The sequence below is a fragment of the Geodermatophilus sp. URMC 63 genome, from assembly GCF_053502565.1.
Genome location: NZ_CP199956.1, coordinates 892,844 through 916,313, shown reverse-complemented (window position 1 = coordinate 916,313; position 23,470 = coordinate 892,844). Strand labels below are relative to the sequence as shown.

Genomic DNA, 23,470 nt, shown 5'->3' with positions numbered 1-23,470 from the left:
CCGTCCGAGCCCGCCGTCCGACCCGGAGGAGCCCGCGTGCGCGTCCGCCGCCCCGCCGCCGGGGCGCTCCTCGCCGCGACCCTGGCCCTCGGCGGGTGCACCACCGCGGTCGCCGGGACGGCGTCCCCGGTCGGTGGCGCGCGCACCGACGCCGGCCTGCGCGTGCACCTCGCCGAGACGGGCGACGGGACCGACCGGGTCGCGCGCGACGCCATCGCCGACGTCCTCGCGTACTGGGACCGGACCTACCCGCGGCTCTACGGCGGGGAGTTCGGGGCGGTCGACGGGGGGTTCTGGTCGATCGACCCCGACGAGACCGACCCCGGCGACCTGCCCGGCGGCCCGTGCTTCTCCGACGACGTCGACGACCTGGCCGAGAACGCCTCCTACTGCAGCGAGGACGACGTCGTCGTCTACGACCGCGCGTGGCTGGCCCGGCTGGCCGACGACTACGGGCCCTTCGTCGTCGCCGAGGTCATGGCGCACGAGATCGGCCACGCCGTGCAGGAGCAGGCCGGGCTGGCCGACCCGTCGATCGTCGCCGAGACGCAGGCCGAGTGCTTCGCCGGCGGCTGGACCCGGTGGGTGGTCGACGGCAGGGCCGCCCACTCCTCCGTCCGGCCGGAGGAGCTCGACCCCTACCTGCTCGGCTACCTCTACTTCGGCGACGCCGTCGGTACCTCACCGGACGCCGAGGACGCGCACGGGTTGTTGTTCGACCAGCTCTCCGCCTTCCAGGAGGGCTACGCCGAGGGCCCGCGGACCTGCGCCGCCTTCGACGCCTCGCGCGTCTTCACCGAGGAGGAGTTCGGCCCGGGGGAGGCGGCCGACGGCGGTGACCTGCCCTACGGCGACGTCGTCTCCGGCAGCGGCGACCTGCTGGCCGCGTTCTGGGACCAGGCGCTCACCCGCGGCTTCCCCAGCACCGCGCCGCTGGGCGGGCGGCTCGACGTCCCCGACGTCCGGGCCGCCGACGGGCCGGGGCCGGTCTGCGGCGGCGCCGGCGTCGAGCGGGACCTGCAGTGGTGCAGCGAGGACGACTCGGTCCGCTACGACGCCGCCGGCCTGCTGCAGCCGGCCTACGAGGACGTCGGCGACTTCGCCGTGACGACGCTGCTGGGGCTGCCCTACGCCACGGCGGTGCGCGGGCAGCGCGGACTGCCGGTCGACGACGCGGCCGCGGTCACCGCCTCGGTGTGCGCCGTGGGCTGGCTGGCCCGCGAGCTGCGCCTCGGGCACGTCGACGGGCCGGTGCCGGCCATCTCCCCGGGGGACGTCGACGAGGCCGCGGTGGTGCTGCTGCGGTACGCCACCGAGCCGACCGTCGTCCCGGGGTCGGGGCTGTCCGGGTTCGAGCTCGTCGACTCCTTCCGGCAGGGGTTCGTCGACGGCGGGAGCGCCTGCGGCCTCTGACCGTCGGTCCGCGTCTCAGTCCGCGTCGAGGAAGCGCTCGACCACCGGGGCCAGCTCCGCGGCCTCGGTGACCAGCGCCAGGTGCCCGCCGGAGTAGAGGTGCAGCTGCGCGCGGGGGATGCCCCGGGCCAGGATCCTGGCGTTGACCACCGGGATGATCGGGTCGTCGTCGCCGGCGACCACCAGCGTGCGCTGCCGGATGAGCGACAGGAACGGCAGGCTGCTCCACCCGGCGCTGGCTGCCAGCTGGTAGTAGTAGCCGCGCCGCGGCCCCAGCCGGCTGGCCGAGTGCAGCACGCGGGCCGCCATCGCCGGGTCGGTGCGGACCGTGCCGCCGTAGAGCGTCGCGGCGACCTCCTCGGCGTAGCGGGCGTCGCGGTGCCGCTGCGGGGTCAGCATCCGGGCCAGCACGCGCGGGTGCGCGGGCACCATCAGGCTGCCGGTGCCGGTGGCCGCCAGCACCAGCCGGCGGCAGCGCCGGCGGTGCTGGACGGCGAAGTGCTGCGCCAGCGCGCCGCCCCAGGACAGCCCCAGGACGTCGACCGGCTCGTCGTACCCCAGCTCGCAGAGCACTCCGGCCAGCACCGGGGTGAACGTGGCCAGCACGTAGGGGACGACGGGCCGCGGGGAGCCGCCGACGCCGGGGACGTCGAACCGGACCACCGTCCGCCGCGGGTCGAGCTCGTCGACGAAGGGCTGCAGGACCTCCAGGCTCGCCCCGATGCCGTTCATCAGCAGCAGCGGCGGCGCCGACCCGTCCCCCCGGCGCACCGAGACCCGCAGGGTGCGGCCGGAGACGGTGACCGACCGGACGAGCTCACCGGTGCCCGCCCGGGCCGCGAGGGCCGGGTTCACCAGGCGGCCCCGCGGCTCCGGCTCCTCACTTGTCGAAGACATACGTCCCCGGCGCGTCGGTGAGCGGCGGCAGCTCCTCGTTGCCCAGGGAGGTCGGGGCGGGTACCTCGTCGCCGGCCCGCTCGCCCAGCCACGTCATGAAGTCGGGCCACCACGAGCCCTTCTCCTTCGTCGCCGCGGCCAGCCACTGCTCGGGGTCGGCCGGGGTCTGCGGGGCCGCCTGGAACGACGCCTTCGGGTTGGTCGGCGGGTTGACCAGCGAGGCGATGTGGCCGGCGGTGGACAGGACGAACCGGCTGCGGCCGCCGAGCAGCTGCGTCGTGCGGTAGCAGGACTGCCAGGGGCACAGGTGGTCGGCGATGCCGGCGGTGACGTAGGCGTCGACGTCGACGGCGGACAGGTCGACCGGCGAGCCGAGCATGGTCGCCCCGCCCGGCTTCGTCAGCAGGTTGCCGACCGACACGTCGATGAAGTCGCGGTGCAGGGCCGCGGTCATCCGGGTGGTGTCGGCGTTCCAGTAGAGGATGTCGAAGGCCGGCGGCGGCTTGCCCTGCAGGTAGTTGTTGATCCAGTAGTTCCACACCAGGTCGTTGGGCCGCAGCCAGGCGAACACCTCGGCCAGCGTGGCGCCGTCGAGGTAGCCCCTCTTCCGCGACTTCTCGGTGGCGTCCCGCACCGCCTCCTCGTCCATGAGCGCGCCGATCGTGCCGGCGTGCGACCAGTCGAGGACGGTGACGGCGTAGCTGGAGGCGGCCACCCGCTGCAGCGCGCCGGTGGCCGCCAGGTGGGCGAGCACCATCGCCTGGATGATGCCGCCGGAGCAGAAGCCCTGCAGGGCCACCCGGTCGCTGCCGGTGATCTTCTCCGCGGCGTCCATCGCGTCGAGGACGGCCTGCCCGTAGGCGTCCAGGCCCCAGTCGGCGTGCCGCTCGTCGGGGTTGCGCCAGCTGATCATGAAGACCTGCTGGCCGGCGGACACGTAGTGCTCGACGATGCTGCGGCCGGGCGCGAGGTCGGTGACGTAGTACTTGTTGATCGTCGGGGGCACGATCACCAGCGGCACGCTGCGCACGGTCTCGGTCGTCGGCCGGTACTGGATCAGCTCGAACACCGGCGTGCGCAGGACCACCGCGCCCGGGGTGACGGCGAGGTCCTCGCCGACGGTGAAGGCGTCGGGCTCCACCATCGAGGGCACCCGCGGCGCGGACGCCAGGTCGCCGACCAGCCGGCGCGCGCCGCTGACGGCGTTGCGGCCGCCGGTGTCGATGACCGCCTTCCACAGCAGCGGGTTGAGCAGGCTGTTGCTGGGCGCCAGCGCGTCGACGACGTTGGTGAGGGTGAAGCGGATGCGCTCGTCGTCCTGCCACTCGAGGTCGGCGTCCTCGACGAGCCCCGCCGCGGTCTGCGCCGCCGCGATGTGCGCCTGCATGACCCGCTTGAGCAGCGGGTTGCCCGCCCACGCGGGGTCGGCGAAGCGGCGGTCCTTGGGGTTGGGCGCGATCTCGGAGCGGCCGGTGAGGATCCCGCCCAGCTCGCGGACCAGCTCACCGGAGCGGCGGGCCACGACGTCGGGCTTGCGCACCAGCGCGGCCCCGAGCCGGCCCACGGTCCGCGCCGGCGGGATCATCCGCCGCAGCGGGCCGCGCGCACCGTCGACGAGCACCATGTCCAGCCCCATGACCGCATCCGACGCCTCCGGCGCCTCCGCCGAGCCGGTGTCGCGGACGGGCGCGGGACGCGGGCGCGGTGAGTCGTCGGAGGGGCGGGGAGCAGTGGTGGTCATCCCGGTTCTCCTGGTGTCGCTGCAGGCCTCTGAGCCGGTTCACTCAACCACAGGGGTTCCCTGCGGCGGGGGGCGGACGCCCCGCAGGGGCCCCTACCCGCCGGGTGGGACCGGGCACACGTGCGTTCCGGTGCCGGTGCCCGGTGGCCGGGCGTCCCGCTCAGGGGGACGCCCGGGCCCCGCGGGCGTGCCGGTCGCGCACGGCCGTCACGAGCGCGGGCCACCCCAGGGCCAGTCCGGCGCCCAGCAGCGCCCCGGCGACGGTGTCGGAGAGCCAGTGCGCGCGCAGGTACACCCGCGACAGCGCCATGACGGTGGAGAACACCACCGCCCACACCTCCCAGCGCCACCGGGCCGGTCCCGGCGGCGCGAGCACCAGCACCAGCCCGACCGCGGTCACCGCGCCGGCGATGGCGTGCCCGGAGGGGAACGAGGCCGCCGACGTCGCGATCAGCGACCCCGGGGGACGGGGGCGGTCGAAGGCGGCCTTGACCGGCCCGATCGCGGCCTCGCTGCTGACCACCGCGAGGGTGAACGCGAGCACGCGGGCCCAGTGCCGCCGCCAGGCCAGCAGCAGGACCGCCGCGGCCCGCAGCGGCCAGTTCACCCACGCGCTGCCCAGCCAGGAGAACGCGACCGCCACCGCGGTGGCCGGCCCGCTGCGGTGCGCGCCGACCCACTCCCACACCGCGTCGTCCACCGCCTGCACCGCCGGGCGGGTGGCCGGCAGGGCCACCAGCACGCCGACGGCCCCGGCCCCGGCCAGCAGCGCCGCGCTGACCCACAACCCGCGACGGGAGTCGACCAGCATCAGCCCGGGCGCCCGAGCAGGAGACGGACCAGTCCCCCCACGAGCAGGCCGAGCCCCACGCCGCCGACGACGTCGAGCGGCAGGTGCGCCGCCACGTGCACGCGCGCCAGGCACACCGCCGCGGCGAGCAGGACCCCGGCGATCCGCCCTCGGCGCCCCAGCCACGGCCAGGCCACGGTCAGCACGGTGGCGACGACGGCGGCGTGACCGGAGAGGAAGCCGCGGCCCTGCGCGGCGGCCCCGCGGACGACGACGTCGTCGAGCAGGCCGGCGGGCCGGCCCCGCACCACCACGTCCTTGACCACCTTGGCCGCGAGGTAGGTGCCGATCCCGGCCAGCAGCAGCCCCGCCGCGAGCCGCCAGCGGCGCAGCGCGGCGGCGACCAGCGCGCTGGCGGGCACCACCAGGACGTTGCCCAGCTGCATCACCGGCCAGACGAGCACGAACGGGAGCACGTCGACGCCGTTGACCGCCCGGAACACCGCCGTCTCGGCCGCGGGTACCGACGTCCGCTCGACCGGGAGCGCGGCCAGGACGAGCACGGCGGCGCCGACCGCGGCCAGGACGGCGTCGTGGCCCCGCCGCGTGATCGTGCGCGGCCTGACCGCTGGTCCGCTCACACCGTCTCCGGCACCAGCTCCGTGCGCGGTGCCGTGTTGGGCTCCCGCCGCCACGAGCGGTTCTGCCGCCAGAACACGTAGGTGCCCAGTCCCAGCGGGATGGGCAGCACGTAGGTGAGCGCCCGGAAGACCAGCACCGCCGCCGCCACCAGGGCCCGGTCGCCGCCGGCCGCGGAGAGACCGGTGATGAGCGCCAGCTCGATGACGCCCAGCCCGCCCGGGGTGAAGGGGACGGCGGTCAGCAGCCGGGCGAAGGCGAAGACCGCCAGCGCCTCCACGACGCCGACCTGCGCGGCGGTGACGCCCACGGCGCGCAGCGCGACCACCAGGACGAGGAACAGCGAGAGCTGGCTGACCACGGTCGCGAGGGTCAGCCAGTGCCAGCGGGCGCGCAGCAGCAGCGCCGTCCGGTCGCGGAACTTCGTCGTCGCGAGGTCCCAGCCGTGCACGGGCGGCCGGCCGAGCGGCCGCAGGACGGCCGAGGCCACCCGGCCCGCGCCCCTGCCGATCCGGGCCGCGCTCTCCCGGCTGCGCAGCAGCAGGCCCAGCAGGACCACGGCGGCGACCAGCCCGGCCACCCCGGCCAGACCGGCGAGGAGCCGGCCGGTGGTCGGCGTGGAGGTGAGGGCCAGCAGAGACAGGGCGAGCACCGGCAGCGCCAGCTTGGCGAAGTTGTTCCACAGCCCCGACAGCAGCAGCATCACCGACGTCCGGGAGCGGGAGAAGCCCCACGAGGAGTTCATGCCGTAGGTCAGCCCGAGGGAGATGGCCGCGCCGCCGATCACGGTGTTCGACACGGCGGTCGTGGTCAGCGTCGAGACCGTGGCCTCCCGCAGCCGCAGGCCGGGCATGGTCACGACCATCACGAACTGGTAGGTGGCCAGGTTCCACAGCGTGGCGATCCCCAGCAGCGCCAGCTCGGCCCAGGTCATGGCCGCCACGGCGGACCAGACGTCGGACAGGCTGGTGAATTGCGGCAGGAACCAGAAGAAGACGGCGGCGACCAGGACGAGGGAGAGCAGCGGGGGCACGACGCGCCGCCACAGGGGCCTCCCCCTCGGCGGCCGGGTGGGCGCGGCCTGCGGTGTGACGGCGGTCATGCCGGGCCTCCCTGGTCGGCGGGCGGGTCGAGCTGCAGCCGGCCGCCGCTCTCCTGGTGGACCTGCCCGGCGAGCTCCTCGCGGCTGACGACGCCGAGGCTCTGCGTGGCCAGCGCGAGGGGCTCGCCCCGGTTCTCCCCGGTGAGCCGGAAGGTGATCGTGGTGCAGCCGCCGTCGAAGACGTAGTAGCGCCGGCCGTGGTACTGCGGGGTCACCTGGGTCACCCGCTCGAAGCGGCGCAGGTCCTCCCGCTCGCTGGGGATCTCGGTCGCCCCGCCGGTGTCGCAGCCGGCGTCCAGGGCCACCTCGATGGCGTGCGCGCCGTCGCGGTCGGAGTCCAGCCAGAACCGCGCGCCGCCGGAGTGCGCGTCGAGGCCGGCGAAGGTCCAGCCCACGGGCACGCTCTCCACGCACGGCACCCAGGCCGCCGTCGGCACCGCCTGCGCCATGAGGACGACGCCGTGGGCCGCGGTCGCGTCGTCCCCGCTCGCGCACGCCGGCAGCTCGTCGCTGACGCTGGTGCTGCCGCCGCCGCAGGCGGCGGCCGACAGCGCCGCGGTGAGCAGGACGACCGCCGCGGCGGTGCGCCGGGACCGGCTCACAGCGGCGACCCGAGCAGGCCGACCCCGACGGCGACGGCGAGCAGCAGCGCCAGCCCGGTGACCAGGCTCAGCCCGACGCGGCGCCAGGTCCACCGCTGGATGCGCACGGGCGGCAGCCGGTAGGGCAGCAGCCGGAGGAACTCCGCGTGCAGGTCGCGGCCCTGCGCCCGCAGCATCCGGCGCAGCTGCGAGGGCATGGTCAGCCCGCGGGTGGCCGCGAACGCCTCGGCGATCTCCTCGTCGGAGAAGTACACCCGGGCCCGGGCGTACACCCGCTCGGCGTCGGTGGCCAGCGCCAGGACCAGCATCATGTTGGCCAGGTCCACGGCCTCCCGCCACGGGCTGGGCCGCACCTCGGCGAAGGCCGAGTCGATGAGGAACAGCGTGCCGTCGCGCACCATCACGTTGGCCGGCTTGATGTCGCGGTGGGCCACGCCGACCTCCCACAGCCGCCGGACGACGGCCAGGCCCTGGTCGATGACGCCGTCGTCCACGACCGTCTCGGGGTCGCCGATCTCGCGGGCGCCCTGGAGGAACTCGGCGACCAGCAGGTACTCGCGCTCCGGGGTGATCTCCACGATCCCCAGCGGGTGCGGGACGGGGAGCCCGGCGTCGGAGAGCAGCCGCAGCACGTAGTCCTCGTACTGCACCAGCCGGCGGACGCTGTGGTAGGGCTTCTCGTCCTCCAGCCGGCCGTAGAGCAGCGTGCGGCCGAGCTTGAACCAGCGGTCGGAGCGGACGTGCGTGGCGGCGTAGAGCTTGCCGAAGACACAGCTCTCGTCCTGCTCCGCGGCGTCGGGGGCCTTGACGGTGATCTTCAGCGGGGTGGAGCCGCCCGACCCGGCCAGGCCGAAGGGCGCGACCGCCGTGACCACCAGCCCCAGCTGGTCCTGCAGCGCCCGGACGATCGCCTCCCCGCGCGCCCCCGAGACGTCCAGGTGCGCCGGGCTGCCGCGCCGGTAGACGACCGGGTACACCTCGTTCGGCGTCAGCATCCGGAACGCGGCCAGCGGGGCCGCCACCCCCAGGACGACGCCGGCGAGGACGTCGGTCGGGTGGTCCTGGGCCAGGTAGAGCCGCGAGGCGGCGGTCACCACCAGCAGGCCGCAGACCACCCACTTGCCGGTGCTGCGCGGGCGCCCCGCGGGGACCAGCGAGTACAGGGTGCTGACCAGCAGGGTGGCCAGGACGGTCATCGGCACCGACGGCATGGAGAACCCCGACCAGGGGCCCAGCACCGCCACCTCGTAGGGCCGCGGCCGCTGCAGCGCCGAGGCCACGGTGGCGGCGGTGTGGATGACGACGATGCCGACGCCGAGCCACACGAACAGGTGCCGCCAGCGCCGGAAGACGGCCAGGACGACCAGGTCGACCACCCACAGCACGTGGATCGCCCGGCCGGTGGCGAGGACACCGGCCACCTCGGCGACCTCGGTGAGCCCGGGGGAGCGGATCGTGCCGATCGCCTGCAGGACCCGGGTGTCGACCAGGTCGAAGAACGCCACGCTGCCGGTGGCGAGCACGACGACCCAGCTGACGAGCACGACGGCGCTGAGGCCCAGCCACCACTTGCCGGAGGCGTTGAGGTGCCGCGGCAGCGGCGGCGGCTCACCGGAGGGCCGGCGGCGGCGGTGGACGCGCTGGATCGGCGGTGGGTCGGGGCGACGGACGCCTGCCACCGCCGAGGCCGGCGCCGCGGGGGCCCGCGGTGCGGGCACCTGCGCCGCCGGCGTCCCTGTCGTAGCCGCCATGCCCGCCGATGCTGCACCCGATGCGTCCGCGAGACCATCGACCTTGGTCCCGTGCGCGGGCTAGCGTGGCCCTCCCCGGGCAGCTCCACCGCGGGGCGCCGCCTCCTGGAGGGGGTCTGCGATGCGGGGCCGAGTGCTCGCCGCCGTGCTGCTCCTGACGCTGGCCGTGTGCGGGTGCGGCGACACGCCCGCCGACCCCGCCCCGGCGGCGGAGGACGTCGTCCGCGTCGCCTCCTACGACTTCCCCGAGAACCAGACGCTGGCGGAGGTGTACGCCGAGGGGCTGCGCCGGGCCGGGCTGGCGGTGTCGGTCGAGCACGGCATCGGCACCCGGGAGGTGGTCCTCCCGGCGGTGGAGCAGGGCGTGGTCGACGTCGTCGTCGACTACCTCGGCACCGCGTCGGAGTTCCTGGAGCCCGGCGCCGGGTCGAGCAGCACCGACCCGGCCGTCCTGCGGGACGAGCTGGCGCGCGACCTCGCGCCGCGGGGGATGACCGTGACCGCCGCCGCGGCGGCCGAGGACCAGAACGGCTTCGTCGTCCTCACCGACCTCGCCGAGCAGCACGGGATGACCACGCTCTCGCAGCTGGCCGCGGTGGCTCCCGGGCTGGTGTTCGGCGGACCGCCCGAGTGCGCCGAGCGGCGCTTCTGCCTGCCCGGCCTGCGCGAGGTCTACGGCCTGGAGTTCGCCGCCGTCCGCAGCATGCCGTCGCGCGCGGCCACGGTCGAGGCGCTGCTCACCGGGCAGGTCGACGTCGGCATGCTGGAGACGACCGACGCCCACCTCCTCGACGCCTCGCTGCTGCTGCTGCGCGACGACCGGTCGCTGCAGCCGCGCGAGAACGTGGTGCCCGTCGTGCGGACGGCGGTGCTCGAGCGGGCCGGCGAGCGGCTGCGCACGGCGCTCGACGCGGTCAGCGCCCAGCTCACGACGTTCGACCTGATCCGGCTCAACCGGGCCGTGGCCATCGACGGCCGCACCCCGGCCGAGGCCGCCGCCCAGTGGTGGGACGGCCGCTGACGGCCCCCGCGCCCCCCGCCGCGAGCTCGCGAGTGGTGGGGGGCGCGGGGGTCCTCGATCAGGTGATGGCGCTGGTGCCGGTGATCGCGCGGCCGACGATGAGGCTGTTGACCTCGCGGGTGCCCTCGTAGGAGTAGATCGCCTCGGCGTCGGCCACGAACCGGCCCACGTGGTTCTCCAGCAGGATGCCGTTGCCGCCCATCAGCTCGCGCGCCCAGCCGACGGTCTCGCGCATGCGCATCGTGGAGTAGCCCTTCGCCATCGAGGCGTGCTCGTCGCGCAGCATCCCGCAGTCCTGCAGCTGGGAGGCCCGGGCGCACAGCGCGGCCGAGGCGGTGATGTTGCCCAGCATCCGGAACAGCAGGTCCTGCACGAGCTGGAAGGAGGTGATCGACCGGCCGAACTGGTCGCGCTCCAGGGCGTAGCGCAGCGCGTGCTCGTAGGCGCCGCGCGAGCAGCCCACCGCCGACCACGCCACGCTGACCCGGGTCGCCCGCAGCACGTTGGCGGTGTCGCGGAAGCTGTTGGCGTTCTGCAGCCGGTTCTCCTCGGGCACCCGGACGCCGTCGAGGGTGATCAGCGCGTTCTGCACCGCGCGCAGCGCGATCTTGTCCTCGAGGTCGACCGCGCTGAACCCGGGGGTGGGCTGCTCGAGGACGAAGCCGAGCACCCGGTCGGTGTCGACGTCGCGCGCCCAGATGACCACCAGGTCGGCGAAGCTGCCGTTGCCGATCCACTTCTTCTGCCCGTCGAGCACCCACTCGTCACCGTCCCGGCGGGCCGTGGTCTGAATGCCGCGGGCGACGTCGGAGCCGTGCTCGGGCTCGGTGAGGCCGAAGGCGCCGATCAGCTCCATGCGCGCCATCGCCGGGAGCCAGCGCTCCTTCTGCTCGTCGGAGGCGCACAGCTGCAGCGTGCCCATGGCCAGGCCGCCGTGGACGCCCATGAAGGTGGCCACCGAGGGGTCGCCGCGGCCCAGTTCCATCGAGACCATGCCGTCGAACAGCGACGAGCGGCCGGGGCAGCCGTACCCGGAGTACTGGGCGCCGGCGATGCCCAGCTCGGCGATCCCGGGGATCAGCTGGCGCGGGAACTGGGCGCGGGTCCAGTACTCGTTGATGATCGGCTCGACCTGCTCGTCCATGAACGCGCGGACACGGTGCAGGGTCTCGCGGTCCTGGTCGTCGAGCAGCGCCTCGAGCTCGTAGAAGTCCGACGTCACGGCGGTCCGGTCACCCACGGGTCTGCCTCCTCACGGCGGGGACGACGGCGTCCCGTCCGCCCGCCCTACCCGGTGACCGGCGGCACAACCGGCGCCCGGGCATGTGGGCGGACGGATCCGGGCAGGAACCCCGGGTTCCGTCCGCACGACCCGGAGGAGGGCCTCGTGCCCCGATCGATCGCCGACCAGACCGACGAGGAGCTGGGCGGCTCCGGCAGCGTGCTGGTGCGCCAGCGCGACGACCACGAGCGGCTCGACGGGCTCCTGCGCGAGCTCGACGGCAGCACCGGCCGCGCCCAGGAGGAGGTGCTCACCCGCATCGACCGGCTGGTGTTCAGCCACGCCTTCGCCGAGGAGACCGTCCTGTGGCCGGTCATCCGTCGGGTGCTGACCGACGGCGACGAGCTCACCCGCCGCATCGAGACCGAGCACCAGGAGGTCAACGAGCTGGGGGCGGAGCTCGAGTCGCTGGCGCACGACGACCCCCGGCGCGCGCAGCGGCTGGCCCGGCTCGTCGAGGTGCTGCAGGAGGACGTCCGCGACGAGGAGGACCTGCTGCTCCCGCGGCTGCAGGAGCGCCTCGAGGCAGCCGAGCTGCGCCGCCTGGGCCGGCAGTGGGCGCTGGTCCGGCGGGTCGCACCGACCCGCCCGCACCCCACGGTGTCCCGCCGGCCGCCCGGCAACGCCCTGTCGGGCCTGCCGCTGTCGCTGCTCGACCGCAGCCGCGACCTCGTCGACGCCGTCGTCCGCCGGGTGCCGGGCCCGCTGGCGCCGGCCGGGACGGTGGTCAGCCGCGGGCTGGCCGCGGTGGCCGCCGTCGTCGAGCGGACCCCGCCGGCCCGCCGCGGCGACGGCCCGCCCACCGCCCGCTGAACGCACGGCGAGGGCGCCCTCCCGTGCTCAGGAGGACGCCCTCGCCCGGCCTCCCTGCAGGGGCCCGTGGCGCGCGGAGCGTGCGGCGGGGGGCAGGGAGGTCCGTCCTCAGTTGGTGTTGCGGGGCTTGGGCTCGGCACGGGCGTCGAGCTGGATCTCCTTCTCCGCCCCCGGGACGCCCTCCTGCAGCTCCTTGGTCCGCTCCTTCTCGGCGTCGAATTCGATGCCGAACAGCAGCGCCAGGTTGATCAGCCAGAACCAGATCAGGAACACGACCACGCCGGCCAGCGCGCCGTAGGTCTTGTTGTAGCTGCCGAAGTTGGCGACGTAGAACGCGAAGGCGGCCGAGGCCACGACCGCGACCAGGATCGCCACGCCGGCGCCGGGGCTGATGAAGCGGAACCCGCGCAGCTTGACGTTCGGCGTCGAGTAGTAGAGGACGGCGATCATCAACGCGAGGATCACGAGGATCACCGGCCACTTGGCGACGTTCCACACCGTCAGCGCGGTGCTGCCCAGGCCGATGGCCGAGCCGATGGCCTCCACCACCGGGCCGCTGAGCACCAGCATCGCCACGATGACGGCGGCGAACAGGATGCCGATCAGGGTGACCAGCAGCTGCAGCGGCTTGAGCTTCCAGATCTTGCGGCCCTCGGGCGTCTCGTAGACGACGTTCGAGGCGCGGGTGAAGGCGCCCACGTAGCCCGACGCCGACCAGATCGCACCGACCAGACCGATGACCAGGCCGAGGCCGGCGGTGCTCTGGCTGCCGGCGACCTGCTCGATGACCGGGCCCAGGGTGTCCGCGGCGCTCGCGGGGACGACGGTGGTCAGCGCGTCGGTGAGCTGCTGCGGGGTCGTCAGCAGGCCCACGATCGAGGTCAGCGCGATCAGCGCCGGGAAGAGCGCGAGGACGCCGTAGTAGGTGAGCGACGCCGCCCAGTCGGTGAGGTTGTCCTCGCTGAACTCCTTCACCGTCCGCTTGACCGTGCCGAAGAAGGTGGGCTTGGTGTCGGTCCCGCGCGGCGCGTTGTCGAAGCGGGTCGAGTTGATCTTGTCGTCGTGCGGCGCGGGGTCGCCGGCGCTGTTGCCGGAGAACCGTGCCTGCTTCGACTCCTCGGTGCTCGCGGCGCGGGAGCCGTGGGAACGGGCCATCGTCGTCCTCCGGTGCAGGGGGTGCGGATCGGGTGATCGGTTCCCCGGACGGACCGCTTCCATGCAGCCCCGTGATCACCGGGCGCGTCGCGCCCGGGGACCTCAGCGGATGCCCGAGACCGGCGACCACTCGCCGGCGCGCGCGGTCGCGTGCTCGACGTCGGCCAGGTCGTCGGGGTCGCCCGGGCCGCGGCGACGGGCCTGCACCATCCCCGCGAGGCTGACCAGCGCGACGCCGGCGGCGGCCGCCGTGCCGAGCACCGCCACCTCGGTGAACGCCGACGCGCGGGGGAAGCCGGTGGTCGGGTCCAGCGCGGCGCCCAGCAGCGCGACGGTGAGCGTGCTGCCGACCGCCTGGCCCAGCGAGCGCGCGATGGAGTTGACCGCGTTGGCCACCCCGGTCTCGCTGCGCCGGACCGCCCGGACGACCAGGGTCGGCAGCGCCGCGTAGACCACGGTGACCCAGACCTGGCTGAGCAGCCCCGCGGTGACGACCAGCCAGGGCTGCGACCGGCCCAGCGCGAACACGGCGAAGCCGGCGACACCGGCGGCCGCCCCGCTGAGCAGCGTCGGCAGGGGACCGAGCCGGTCCACGACCGTGCCCGCCACCGGCGCCAGCAGGATGCCCACCACGCCGCCGGGCAGGAGGTAGACGACGGCGGCCTCGAGCACCGCGGCGCCGAAGCCGTAGCCGGCCGAGGGCGGCGTCTGCACGTACTGCATGACGGCGAGGAAGGAGACGAACAGCCCGACACCGGTCAGCAGCCCGGCCAGGTTGGGCACCAGCATCCGCGGGTCGGTCAGCAGCGCCGGGCGCACCAGGGGCTGCGCGCGCCTGCGCTGCAGCAGCACCCACCCGCCCAGGACGGCGACCGCCGCGGCCGCGCAGCCGAGCGTGGTGGGGGAGGTCCAGCCCCAGCCGTTGCCCTGAGAGACCGGCAGGAGCAGCAGGACCAACCCGATGCCCAGCACGACGGCCCCGCCCCAGTCGACCCCGCCGGTGGCCGTCGCCGGGCGGCGGGGCAGCAGGACGGCGGCCAGCGCCAGCGACACCAGCGCCACGCCCAGGCCGATCCAGAAGGGCCGGTGGTAGTCGCCGCCGTCGCCGGTGAGCAGCCCGGCCGCCACCAGCCCGACGACGCCGCCGACGCCGAGCGTGCTGCTCACGACGGACATCGCCACGCTCAGCCGTTCCGGCGGCAGCTCCCGCCGCAGCACGCTGATCGACAGCGGGAACAGCCCGTAGGAGGAGCCCTGCAGCACGCGGGCCACGATCAGCAGCGGCAGCGACCGGGTGACGATGGCCAGCAGGGTGCCCAGCGCGACGGCGGCCAGGATGCCGAGGATCACCGGCCGCTCGCCGCGGGTGTCGCCGAGCCGGCCGAGCACCGGCGTGAGGACGGCGGCGGCCAGCAGGTTGGCGGTCAGCACCCACCCGGCAGCCGCGGAGGAGACGCCGAGCTGCTCGCCGATGGGGCCGAGGACGGGGACCACGAGGCTCTGCAGCAGCGACAGCGTCGTCACGGCCAGCGACAGGGCGAGGACGAGCAGGGCGGGGCGCGTCGGCGTCGGGGTGGACACGGCGCCGGTACGGGGGGTTCCGGGACCGGCGGGCACGGTCCGATGACACCACGTGCCCGCGGCGGCAGCCCGGCCGGGTCGGCCCCACCCCGGCGAGTGAGAACGGTCACCGAACGGCAGGTGAACAGCACCGATGATGGTTGAGACGGTGTCGGACGGGGGATTGGAGACTCTGACGATGCCGGCGGGTTCCGGATCCGCGGCTGCGAGACGGAGAGCAAGGGGACGTTCGAGATGGTGTTGTGGCCAGCTGTCGCCCTGGTCGGGTTCCTCGTCCTGACCGGACTGGTGATCGCGATGGGCACCTCGACGACCGCGCGCTACGAGCGCGAGCAGCGGGCCGCGGCCTCGCCGGCTCCCGCCCGGGCCGCCGAGCCGGTGGGGGCCCGCGCCGCCTGAGGAAGGACCTCCTGCGCCCCGCGCCTCCTGTCCGGAGTCGCGGGGCGCCGTGCTGTCCGGGGGAGGGCGGACCGCTAGACGACCAGCCAGACGAGACTCGCCATGAGGAAGCCCACCACCGAGAGGATGGTCTCGAGCACGGTCCACGTCTTCAGGGTGTCCTTCACCGACATGTTGAAGTACTTCGCCACGATCCAGAACCCGCCGTCGTTGACGTGGCTCGCGATGATGGACCCGGCCGAGACGGCGATGACGATGAGCGCGATCTGGGCCTGCGAGTAGCCGCCCGCGGCGACCAGCGGCTGGATGATCCCGGCCGTCGTGACGATCGCGACCGTCGCCGACCCCTGGGCCAGGCGCAGCGCGGAGCTGATCAGGTAGGCGGCCAGGATGACGGGGAGCCCCCCGGCGGTCATCGACCCCGCCAGCGCCTCGCCCACCCCGGTGGCGCGCAGCACCGCGCCGAAGAACGCCCCGGACTCCTGCGCCGCGCTGGTGCGCGAGCTCGCGCAGCGGCCCCGGACCGGGCTGCTCAGCGTCGACGTCAACTGGAGGGAACAGATGTGGCCCACCGGGGACACCGCCGCGGTGGCCGAGCTGGCCGGCCGGGCCGACGTGGTGCTGGTCGGCGGGGACGAGGCCGAGCGGGTCTTCGGCACCGACGACCCCGCCACCCTGCGCCGCCTGCTCCCGCACCCGCACTGGATCGTCGTCAAGGACGGCGCCCGCCGGGCGGTGGCGGTGCGCCGGGACGGGGCCGTGGTCGACCAGCCCGCGCTGCAGGTGGAGGTGGTCGAGCCCGTGGGTGCGGGCGACGCCTTCGCCGCCGGCCTGCTCACCGGCGTCGTCCGCGGGGAGCCGGTGGTCCGGTGCCTGCGCCGCGGTCACCTGGGCGCCGCCGCCGTGCTGACCGTGCCCGGCGACTCGGCGCAGCCTCCGCCGGACGCCGTCCTCGACCCGCTGCTCGACGCCTCGGACGACGACTGGGCGAGGATCAGGGTCAGCGCGGCGGGCCTCGGGACGCCGCTCCGAGCGCAAGGAGCGCGATGAGCCAGAGCCTGGGCAGGGCGCTGCAGGTGCTCGAGCACCTCGGTGAGGGTCCCGCCACGCTCGACCAGCTGGCGACCGCCGTCGGGGTGCACAAGACGACCGTGCTCCGGTTGCTCCGCACGCTGGCCGAGGAGCACTTCGTGTTCCGCGACGGGCAGCACCGCTACCACCTCGGCTCGCAGGTGTTCGAGCTCGCCAGCCGCGGGCTGGAGCAGCGGGAGGTCCGGAGCATCGCCGCGCCGCACCTGGCGGCCTTCAACCGGCAGCACGGCCGTACGACCCACCTCTCCGAGCTCTCCGGCGCCGAGATCGTCTACATCGACAAGCTGGAGTCGCACGACCACGTCCGGATGGCCTCCCGGATCGGGCTGCGCGGCCCGGTCCACTCCACCGCGGCCGGGAAGGTGCTGGTCGCCGACCTCCCGCCCGCGGAGCTCGAGGCGGTGCTCGCGGCGGTGACCTTCGCCCGGGCGACGCCGCACACCATCACCACGCGGGAGGGCTACCTCGCGGAACTGGCGCGGGTGCGCGAGCAGGGCTGGGCCCACGACCGCGAGGAGAACGAGCCCTCGATCAACTGCATCGGCGCACCCGTCCGGGACGCGTCGGGTCGCGCCGTGGCGGCGGTGTCGGTCTCCGTGCCGGACATCGTGCTGCCCTACGACCGGCTGGTCGAGCTCGTGCCCTCGCTGCTGACCGTCACCGAGCGCATCTCCCGGGACTGCGGCTGGCAGCCCCGGTCCGACACGACGAGAGGACGCACCGCATGACCGACACGGCCCCGAAGACCGTCGTCCGCACCGACCGCGCGCCGGCCCCGGCCCACACGTTCAGCCAGGGCGTGCGCAGGGGCGGTCTGCTGCAGGTGTCCGGCCAGGGGGCGGTCGACCCCGCCACCGGGGAGTACGTCGGCGCCGGCGACGTCCGGGCGCAGACCCGCCGCACGCTGGAGAACGTCCGTGCCGTCCTGGAGGCCGGTGGGGCCGGGCTGGAGGACGTCGTCATGCTGCGCGTCTACCTCACCCGCCGCGAGCACTTCGCGGAGATGAACGAGGTCTACGCCGACTTCGTGGCCCAGCACGTGCCGAGCGGGGCGCTGCCCGCCCGGACCACGGTGTTCGTCGACCTGCCGCACGAGGTCATGCTCGTCGAGATCGACGCCCTCGCCGTGACCGGCTGAGCGGCCGGCCGGGCCCCGCGTCGGTTCGGGGCCCGGCCGGTCCGGAGGTGGTCAGAGGTGGGCGTCGGAGGTGTCGAGAACCGTCCGGTCCAGGGACTCCAGCAGGTCCAGCCAGGTGTGCACCTTCGGCAGCTCCCAGCGCTGGAAGAACCGCGCCGCCGCGCGCTTGCCCTCGTGGAAGTCGCTGGTCTCGTCCCGGGTGGCCAGCGCCTGCTCCAGCCACAGCCAGGCGACGACGGTGTGGCCGGCGGCGTCGAGGTAGGCGCTGGCGTTGGCCAGGGCCAGCGCCGGGTCGCCGGCGCCCCACAGCGTGCCGGTCACCGCGACCAGCCGGGCGAGCGCGGCGTCGACGTCGGCGGCCAGGTCGGCGAACGGCGTGCCGGCCGCCCGCCGCGTCGTCGCGCCGATCGTCTCGGCGAGCAGCCGCAGCCCGGCCCCGCCGTGCACGGTGACCTTGCGGCCGAGCAGGTCGAGGGCCTGGATGCCGTTGGTGCCCTCGTGGATCGGGTTGAGCCGGTTGTCGCGGTAGAACTGCTCGACCGGGTAGTCGCGGGTGTAGCCGGCGCCACCGTGCACCTGGATGGCCAGGTCGTCGGCCACCGGACCCCACTGCGAGGGCCACGCCTTGGCGATCGGCGTCAGCGTGTCGAGCAGCAGGTGGGCCCGCTCGCGATCCTCCTGCGTCTCGGCGGTCTTCTCCTCGTCGACCAGGCGGGCGCAGTACAGGCCCAGCGCCAGGCCCCCCTGGGCGTAGCTCTTGGCGGCCAGCAGCATGCGGCGCACGTCGGCGTGGTCGACCAGCCGCACCATCGGCGAGGACGGGTCCTTGCTGCTCGCCGAGCGGCCCTGGGTGCGGGTGCGGGCGTACTCCAGCGCGTGCAGCCAGCCGGTGTAGCCGAGCACGGTCGCGCCCATCCCGACGCCGATGCGGGCCTCGTTCATCATGTGGAACATGTAGGAGAGCCCCTTGTGCGGCTCGCCCACCAGGTGGCCGACGGCGCCGGCCCGCCCGCCGGGGGTGTGCACGCCCTCGCCGAAGTTGAGCAGGGTGTTCGTCGTCCCGCGGTAGCCCATCTTGTGGTTGAGCCCGGCCAGGACGACGTCGTTGCGCTCGCCGAGCGAGCCGTCCTCGCGCACCAGCACCTTGGGCACGACGAACAGCGAGATGCCCTTCACCCCGGGCGGGCCGCCGGGGATCTTGGCGAGCACCAGGTGGACGATGTTCTCGGTCAGCTCGTGGTCGCCGGCCGAGATCCACATCTTGTTGCCGGTCAGCCGGTACGTGCCGTCGTCCTGCGGCTCGGCACGGGTGGTGATGTCGGCCAGCGAGGACCCCGCCTGCGGCTCCGAGAGCGCCATCGTGCCGAACCAGCGGCCCTCGAGCATCGGCCGCACCCAGGTGTCCTTCTGCTCCTGCGAGCCGTGCGCGAGCAGCAGCCGCGCGTTGCCCATGGTCAGGAACGGGTAGCTCGACGTCCCGACGTTGGCCGCCTTGAACCAGGCGAAGGCCGCCTGCCCGACGGTCTGCGGCAGCTGCATGCCGCCGTACTCCTCGTCGAAGGTGCCGGCCATGATCCCCGACTCGCGGAACACCGCGAGTGCCTGCGCGACCTCGGGGATCATCTCCACCCGGCCGTCGACGAACCGCGGCTCGTTCTCGTCGGCCGTGCGGTTGTGCGGCGCGAAGTGCTCGGTGGCGATCTCCTGGGCGAGGTCCATCACCGCGTCGAAGGTCTCCCGCGAGTGCTCGGCGAAGCGGGCCCGCTTGGTCAGCGTCTCGACCTCCAGCCACTCGTGGAGCAGGAAGTCCAGGTCGCGCCGGGACAGGATGAGCGAGGGGGACACGAGGGGCCTCCAGGGTGCACGGGGACGTCGCCACACTAGGCTCCGCCAGACCCGACGGGGTGAGACCCTCCGGCCGTCGCCGGCGTGCCCTCAAGACCGCCGTCCCTCCGGTCGACCCTCCTGTCATGGACACCCGACGTCGGATCCCCGCCCGCCACGGTGGGCGGGGACTCCGCGCGGCCACGGGGCTCCTGGGCACGGTGCTCCTGGGGGTCGCGGTGGCGAGCGCCGTGACCGTGGGCCAGGACGCGGCCCTCGACGACCTCGACGCGGCGCTGCGGTCGTCGGCGTCGAGCACGGCCAGCGACCTCACCGAGTACTTCGACCGGGCGCGGAGCGTGGAGCTCCTGCTCGCCCACGACTCGTCGCTCCGCCAGTTCGAGCCCGGGCACCCCGGTGCGCCGCGCGCCGGACGGCTCGCCTCCATCGAGGCCAGTGGGTCCCTGGCGCACCTGGAGGCGCTGTACCCGGGACGGATCAGCGAGGCGTGCCTGATCGACGACACGGGGACCGAGCTGGCCCGCGTCGTGGACGGCGGGGTCGCCCCGGCCGAGGACCTCTCGACGGAGGAGGCCGCTACCCCGTTCTTCGCCCCCACGCTGCGCCTGCCGGCCGGGAGGGTGTACCAGTCCGCTCCGTACCAGTCCCCGGACACCGGGCGGCAGGTCATCGCCAACAGCACCCCGATGGTGTCGTCGACCGGTGACGTGTGGGGACTGCTGCACTTCGAGGTCACGCTGGCGAGCTTCCGGCCGCAGCCGGCCGTCGGCGGCTCCCGGGTGCTGATCGTGGACACGACCACCGGCCAGGAGGTCCTCGGCGGTGAGCGCCCGGCCGCGCTGGGCCCGGCGCGGCTGCGCGCCCTCACCGCCGGGGGTGCCGCGGGCGAGGGGGTCACGGTGGACGACCAGCGGGTCGTCGTCGCCCCGGTCCCCGTCTCCGTGGACAACCTCAACTCGTGGGCCGTCGTCGTCACGGCCCCGCTGGGCTCGGTGGCGTGGTGGCAGTCCGTCGGCCCGGCTCCCGTCGCGGTAGCGCTCGCCGCCGTCGGCCTGCTCGCCGTCGCGGGGCTCAGCCAGCGGGTCGGCAACCGCAGGATCCGGGAGGCCGGCCTCTCCGACGAGCTGACCGGGTTGCCCAACCGGAGGCTGTTGACCGACAGGCTGGAGCAGGCGCTGCTGATGGGCATGCGGCGCGGGACGACCGTCGGGGTCCTCCTGATCGACCTGGACCGCTTCAAGGAGGTCAACGACACCCTCGGCCACCACTACGGCGACCGGTTGCTGACCGCCGTCGCCGAGCGCCTCCGGCGGTCGTTCCGGGCCTCGGACACCGTGGCCCGGCTGGGCGGTGACGAGTTCGCCGTCGTGCTGCCCGACGTCGCGGGCGCCACCGCGGCCCGCACGCTGGCCGAGAAGAGCCTGCGCGCGCTCCACGAGCCACTGGTCGTCGACGGGGTCAGCCTCTCGGTCGACGCGAGCGTCGGGGTGGCACTCGCCCCCCAGCACGGGTCCGACGCCAACGAGCTGCTGCGGGCGGCGGACGTGGCGATGTACGAGGCCAAGGAGAACAAGCGCGAGGTCGCGGTCTACGACCCCGCACTCGACGTCAACAGCCTCGGCCGGCTGGCGCTGCTCGGGGACCTGCGCCGCGCCTTGCAGCAGGACGAGTTCGTGCTGCACTTCCAGCCCAAGGTCGACATGGACGGGTCCGCTGTCCACGGGGTCGAGGCGCTGGTCCGGTGGGAGCACCCGGAGCGCGGCCTGGTCCCGCCGGCGGAGTTCATCCCGCTGGCCGAGGGCACCGGCCTGATCGTGCCGCTCACCCTGCACACCCTGGAGCTGGCGCTGGCCCAGGGAGGTCGGTGGGCGCAGGCCGGCTACGAGCTCCAGGTCGCGGTCAACCTGTCACCGCGGTGTCTGGTGGAGCTCGAGTTGCCCCGTCTGGTGGCGGAGATGCTCCGACGCCGCGACGTGCCCGCCCGGCTGCTGCGACTGGAGCTCACCAAGAGCACCATCATGGCCGACCCGTCCCGGGCGCTCGCCGCGTTGACCGAGCTCCGGCAGCTGGGCGTGTCGATCTCCATCGACGACTTCGGCACTGGGTACTCGTCGATGTCCTACCTCCGGCGGCTCCCCGTCGACGAGCTCAAGATCGACCGTTCGTTCGTCATGGACATGCAGGACAACGACAACGACGCGGTGCTGGTGCGGTCCTCGATCGACCTCGGCCACAACCTCGGGCTCACCGTCGTCGCGGAGGGCGTCGAGGACCTCGACACCCACCAGGCGCTGGCCCGTCTCGGCTGCGACGTCGTCCAGGGTTTCCACTGGGCGCGCCCCATGGCCGGCGCCGAGCTCACCGAGTGGCTCAGGACGCGGCACGGGAGCGGCGAGGTGAGTGCGACCCTGTCGCCGGCCTGAGCGGCGGGGCGCCGCGGGCGCGGTTGGCCCGGGTGCGGGCAGGGGTACCGCAGGGGACCCGTCGAAAGGGCGTGTCGTGCCTCCACCTCCCATCCTCAGCCGGCTGACCGGACTCGCCTCGGAGTTCGGCGCGGCAGCTCTCAGCCGCGTGCAGCACGTCCGTCTCCCCGGGGTCGGCCAGGCGTCGGTGACCGACGACCCGGAGCGCGCCGCCCGCCGCTGGCGGGCGGTGACCGTGCTGCGCGACCCCGCCGACGTCGAGGCCACGGCCCTGCCGCCGCTGGCCGCGCTCGGCGACCGCATCGAGGTGCGCGTGACCGCGGCTCCGGGCGACCGCGGCGCCGAGCTGGCCGCCCGGTACCGCGGCACGCCCTCCGAGGACGAAGTGGGCGACCTGCGCGCCGCGCTGCGCGAGGCCAAGGCGCTGCTCGAGGTCGGCGAGGTGCTGCGGGTGGACCCGCAGCCGCACGGGAGGCGCGCGGCCACCCCGCAGGGTGCTGCACTGGAGGGCGCCGCACAGGCGGCTCCGCGGGAGGGTGTGCTGTGAGGGCCGCGACCTGGACCGGCGTGAACGAGGTGTCGGTCGAGACCGTCCCAGACCCGCAGATCCTCAACGACCACGACGTAATCCTGCGGGTGCGCCGGACGACGACCTGCGGCTCGGACCTGCACCTGCTCGGCGGCTACATCCCCGCGATGCGGGCGGGCGACGTGCTGGGCCACGAGTTCATGGGCGAGGTCGTGGAGATCGGCCCCGGCGTCCGGGACCGCCGCGTCGGCGACCGCGTCGTCGTCAACTCCTTCATCGCCTGCGGCTCGTGCTGGTACTGCCGGCAGGAGCTGTACTCGCTGTGCGACAACGGCAACCCGAACCCGGGGATCACCGAGGGGCTGTGGGGCCAGAGCCCCGGCGGCTGCTTCGGCTACTCGCACGCGATGGGCGGGTACGCCGGGTCGCACGCGGAGTACGTCCGGGTGCCCTACGCCGACGTCGGCAGCTTCGTGATCCCCGACGAGGTCAGCGACGAGCGGGCGCTGTTCGCCTCCGACGCGGTCTCCACCGGGTGGATGGGCGCGGACATGGCCGGGACGAAGCCCGGTGACACGGTGGCCGTCTGGGGCGCCGGCGGGGTCGGGCAGATGGCCGCGCGGGCGGCGATGCTGCTCGGCGCCGAGCAGGTGTACGTGATCGACCGGTTCCCCGAGCGGCTGGCGCAGGTGCAGCAGCACGTCGGTGCCGAGGTCATCGACTACTCGGCCACCGACGTGCTGGCCGAGCTGCGCGAGCGCACCGGCGGCCGCGGGCCCGACGTCTGCATCGAGGCGGTCGGCATGGAGGCGCACAGCCCCGGCGTCCACGGCCTCTACGACCAGGCCAAGCAGCAGCTGCGGCTGCAGACCGACCGGCCGAGCGCCGTCCGCGAGGCGATCACGGCCTGCCGCAAGGGCGGCACTGTCTTCGTCCTCGGCGTCTTCGCCGGCCCGGTGGACAAGTTCCCGCTCGGTGCGGCGATGAACAAGGGGCTCACCCTGCGCGGCGCGCAGGTGCACGGCCAGCGCTACACGCCGCGCATCCTCGAGCACATGCGCCGCGGCGAGCTGGTCACCGAGCACCTGGCCACGCACGTCATGCCGCTGGAGGACGCGGCGCGCGGCTACCGCATGTTCAAGGACAAGGAGGACGGCTGCGTCCGGGCCGTGTTCACGCCCTGACCCACCTGCGGCCGCCCACCGGTGGCCGTCACGGTGCACCGCCGAGGACGACGCAGGCCCCTCCCCGCGGGTG

At 74.5% G+C, this 23,470-nt stretch carries 22 protein-coding genes; 10 read left to right on the top strand and 12 right to left on the bottom strand.

The genetic code is table 11. From position 1 onward, the window contains the following. Positions 1–36: 36 nt before the first annotated feature. Positions 37–1,413, top strand: coding sequence for a neutral zinc metallopeptidase (locus ACWIZO_RS04455; RefSeq protein WP_448641314.1), 1,377 nt, complete (start codon positions 37–39; stop codon positions 1,411–1,413). A gap of 15 nt (positions 1,414–1,428) precedes the next feature. Here ACWIZO_RS04455 and phaZ read toward each other — a convergent pair whose 3' ends face one another. The 7 genes from phaZ to ACWIZO_RS04420 all read right to left on the bottom strand — a co-directional run bounded on the left by phaZ (position 1,429) and on the right by ACWIZO_RS04420 (position 8,935). After that, the gene (gene phaZ, locus ACWIZO_RS04450; protein ID WP_448641313.1) at positions 1,429–2,268 is read right to left on the bottom strand and encodes a poly(3-hydroxyalkanoate) depolymerase; all 840 of its coding nucleotides are present in this window, start codon (positions 2,266–2,268) and stop codon (positions 1,429–1,431) included. A gap of 25 nt (positions 2,269–2,293) precedes the next feature. Then, the gene (locus ACWIZO_RS04445) at positions 2,294–4,051 is read right to left on the bottom strand and encodes a PHA/PHB synthase family protein (RefSeq protein WP_448641312.1); all 1,758 of its coding nucleotides are present in this window, start codon (positions 4,049–4,051) and stop codon (positions 2,294–2,296) included. A 160-nt stretch (positions 4,052–4,211) separates the two neighbouring features. After that, complete coding sequence (locus tag ACWIZO_RS04440; protein WP_448641311.1) at positions 4,212–4,862, bottom strand: phosphatase PAP2 family protein; 651 nt, start codon at positions 4,860–4,862, stop codon at positions 4,212–4,214. Further along, positions 4,862–5,482, bottom strand: coding sequence for a phosphatase PAP2 family protein (locus ACWIZO_RS04435; protein WP_448641310.1), 621 nt, complete (start codon positions 5,480–5,482; stop codon positions 4,862–4,864). Before ACWIZO_RS04435 ends, ACWIZO_RS04440 begins: the two co-directional genes overlap by 1 nt. Further along, positions 5,479–6,582 (bottom strand): lysylphosphatidylglycerol synthase transmembrane domain-containing protein, encoded by a 1,104-nt coding sequence (locus tag ACWIZO_RS04430; RefSeq protein WP_448641309.1) that lies wholly within the window; start codon positions 6,580–6,582, stop codon positions 5,479–5,481. The genes ACWIZO_RS04435 and ACWIZO_RS04430 overlap by 4 nt, the downstream gene beginning before the upstream one ends. Further along, complete coding sequence (locus tag ACWIZO_RS04425) at positions 6,579–7,184, bottom strand: hypothetical protein (RefSeq protein WP_448641308.1); 606 nt, start codon at positions 7,182–7,184, stop codon at positions 6,579–6,581. Before ACWIZO_RS04425 ends, ACWIZO_RS04430 begins: the two co-directional genes overlap by 4 nt. Continuing rightward, the gene (locus tag ACWIZO_RS04420; protein ID WP_448641307.1) at positions 7,181–8,935 is read right to left on the bottom strand and encodes a phosphatase PAP2 family protein; all 1,755 of its coding nucleotides are present in this window, start codon (positions 8,933–8,935) and stop codon (positions 7,181–7,183) included. Before ACWIZO_RS04420 ends, ACWIZO_RS04425 begins: the two co-directional genes overlap by 4 nt. Before the next feature lie 121 nt (positions 8,936–9,056). Here ACWIZO_RS04420 and ACWIZO_RS04415 point away from each other — a divergent pair, with 121 nt between their 5' ends. Next, on the top strand, positions 9,057–9,956 hold the full coding sequence (locus ACWIZO_RS04415; RefSeq protein WP_448641306.1) for an ABC transporter substrate-binding protein: 900 nt from the start codon (positions 9,057–9,059) through the stop codon (positions 9,954–9,956). A 58-nt stretch (positions 9,957–10,014) separates the two neighbouring features. Here ACWIZO_RS04415 and ACWIZO_RS04410 read toward each other — a convergent pair whose 3' ends face one another. Continuing rightward, a complete protein-coding gene (locus tag ACWIZO_RS04410; RefSeq protein ID WP_448641305.1) occupies positions 10,015–11,196 on the bottom strand; it encodes an acyl-CoA dehydrogenase family protein in 1,182 nt (393 codons plus the stop codon). 147 nt (positions 11,197–11,343) lie between these two features. On the opposite strand from ACWIZO_RS04410, the gene ACWIZO_RS04405 reads away from it, so the two are divergent. Next, positions 11,344–12,051, top strand: coding sequence for a hemerythrin domain-containing protein (locus ACWIZO_RS04405; RefSeq protein ID WP_448641304.1), 708 nt, complete (start codon positions 11,344–11,346; stop codon positions 12,049–12,051). Positions 12,052–12,159: 108 nt separating this feature from the next. Here the strand turns inward: ACWIZO_RS04405 and ACWIZO_RS04400 are convergent, their stop codons facing one another. Then, the gene (locus ACWIZO_RS04400; protein ID WP_448641303.1) at positions 12,160–13,206 is read right to left on the bottom strand and encodes a YihY/virulence factor BrkB family protein; all 1,047 of its coding nucleotides are present in this window, start codon (positions 13,204–13,206) and stop codon (positions 12,160–12,162) included. A gap of 102 nt (positions 13,207–13,308) precedes the next feature. Continuing rightward, complete coding sequence (locus tag ACWIZO_RS04395) at positions 13,309–14,787, bottom strand: MFS transporter (RefSeq protein ID WP_448641302.1); 1,479 nt, start codon at positions 14,785–14,787, stop codon at positions 13,309–13,311. A 237-nt stretch (positions 14,788–15,024) separates the two neighbouring features. Here ACWIZO_RS04395 and ACWIZO_RS04390 point away from each other — a divergent pair, with 237 nt between their 5' ends. Further along, on the top strand, positions 15,025–15,186 hold the full coding sequence (locus tag ACWIZO_RS04390; protein WP_448643021.1) for a hypothetical protein: 162 nt from the start codon (positions 15,025–15,027) through the stop codon (positions 15,184–15,186). Between the two features lie 74 nt (positions 15,187–15,260). Here the strand turns inward: ACWIZO_RS04390 and ACWIZO_RS04385 are convergent, their stop codons facing one another. Further along, a complete protein-coding gene (locus ACWIZO_RS04385; protein ID WP_448641301.1) occupies positions 15,261–15,602 on the bottom strand; it encodes a GntT/GntP/DsdX family permease in 342 nt (113 codons plus the stop codon). Between ACWIZO_RS04385 and ACWIZO_RS04380 the strand changes: the two genes are divergently transcribed. Genes ACWIZO_RS04380 through ACWIZO_RS04370 form a run of 3 tightly spaced genes read left to right on the top strand, consistent with a single transcriptional unit; the run spans position 15,577 to position 17,416 of the window. After that, the gene (locus ACWIZO_RS04380; protein WP_448641300.1) at positions 15,577–16,236 is read left to right on the top strand and encodes a PfkB family carbohydrate kinase; all 660 of its coding nucleotides are present in this window, start codon (positions 15,577–15,579) and stop codon (positions 16,234–16,236) included. The two genes, ACWIZO_RS04385 and ACWIZO_RS04380, sit on opposite strands and share 26 nt — an antisense overlap. Beyond that, positions 16,233–17,006 carry an IclR family transcriptional regulator gene (locus tag ACWIZO_RS04375; protein ID WP_448641299.1) on the top strand — a complete coding sequence of 258 codons (774 nt, stop codon included), beginning with the start codon at positions 16,233–16,235 and terminating at the stop codon, positions 17,004–17,006. The genes ACWIZO_RS04380 and ACWIZO_RS04375 overlap by 4 nt, the downstream gene beginning before the upstream one ends. Continuing rightward, the gene (locus ACWIZO_RS04370; RefSeq protein ID WP_448641298.1) at positions 17,003–17,416 is read left to right on the top strand and encodes a Rid family detoxifying hydrolase; all 414 of its coding nucleotides are present in this window, start codon (positions 17,003–17,005) and stop codon (positions 17,414–17,416) included. The genes ACWIZO_RS04375 and ACWIZO_RS04370 overlap by 4 nt, the downstream gene beginning before the upstream one ends. Positions 17,417–17,467: 51 nt before the next feature. Here ACWIZO_RS04370 and ACWIZO_RS04365 read toward each other — a convergent pair whose 3' ends face one another. Next, positions 17,468–19,261 carry an acyl-CoA dehydrogenase gene (locus ACWIZO_RS04365; RefSeq protein WP_448641297.1) on the bottom strand — a complete coding sequence of 598 codons (1,794 nt, stop codon included), beginning with the start codon at positions 19,259–19,261 and terminating at the stop codon, positions 17,468–17,470. Positions 19,262–19,386: 125 nt separating this feature from the next. Here ACWIZO_RS04365 and ACWIZO_RS04360 point away from each other — a divergent pair, with 125 nt between their 5' ends. The 3 genes from ACWIZO_RS04360 (at position 19,387) to ACWIZO_RS04350 (ending at position 23,397) form a co-directional block, all read left to right on the top strand. After that, a complete protein-coding gene (locus tag ACWIZO_RS04360) occupies positions 19,387–21,684 on the top strand; it encodes a putative bifunctional diguanylate cyclase/phosphodiesterase (protein ID WP_448641296.1) in 2,298 nt (765 codons plus the stop codon). 76 nt (positions 21,685–21,760) lie between these two features. Continuing rightward, entirely contained in the window at positions 21,761–22,231 is a 471-nt protein-coding gene (locus ACWIZO_RS04355; RefSeq protein ID WP_448641295.1) for a hypothetical protein, read from the top strand. Next, a complete protein-coding gene (locus ACWIZO_RS04350; protein ID WP_448641294.1) occupies positions 22,228–23,397 on the top strand; it encodes a zinc-dependent alcohol dehydrogenase in 1,170 nt (389 codons plus the stop codon). Before ACWIZO_RS04355 ends, ACWIZO_RS04350 begins: the two co-directional genes overlap by 4 nt. The last annotated feature ends 73 nt before the right edge of the window (positions 23,398–23,470 follow it).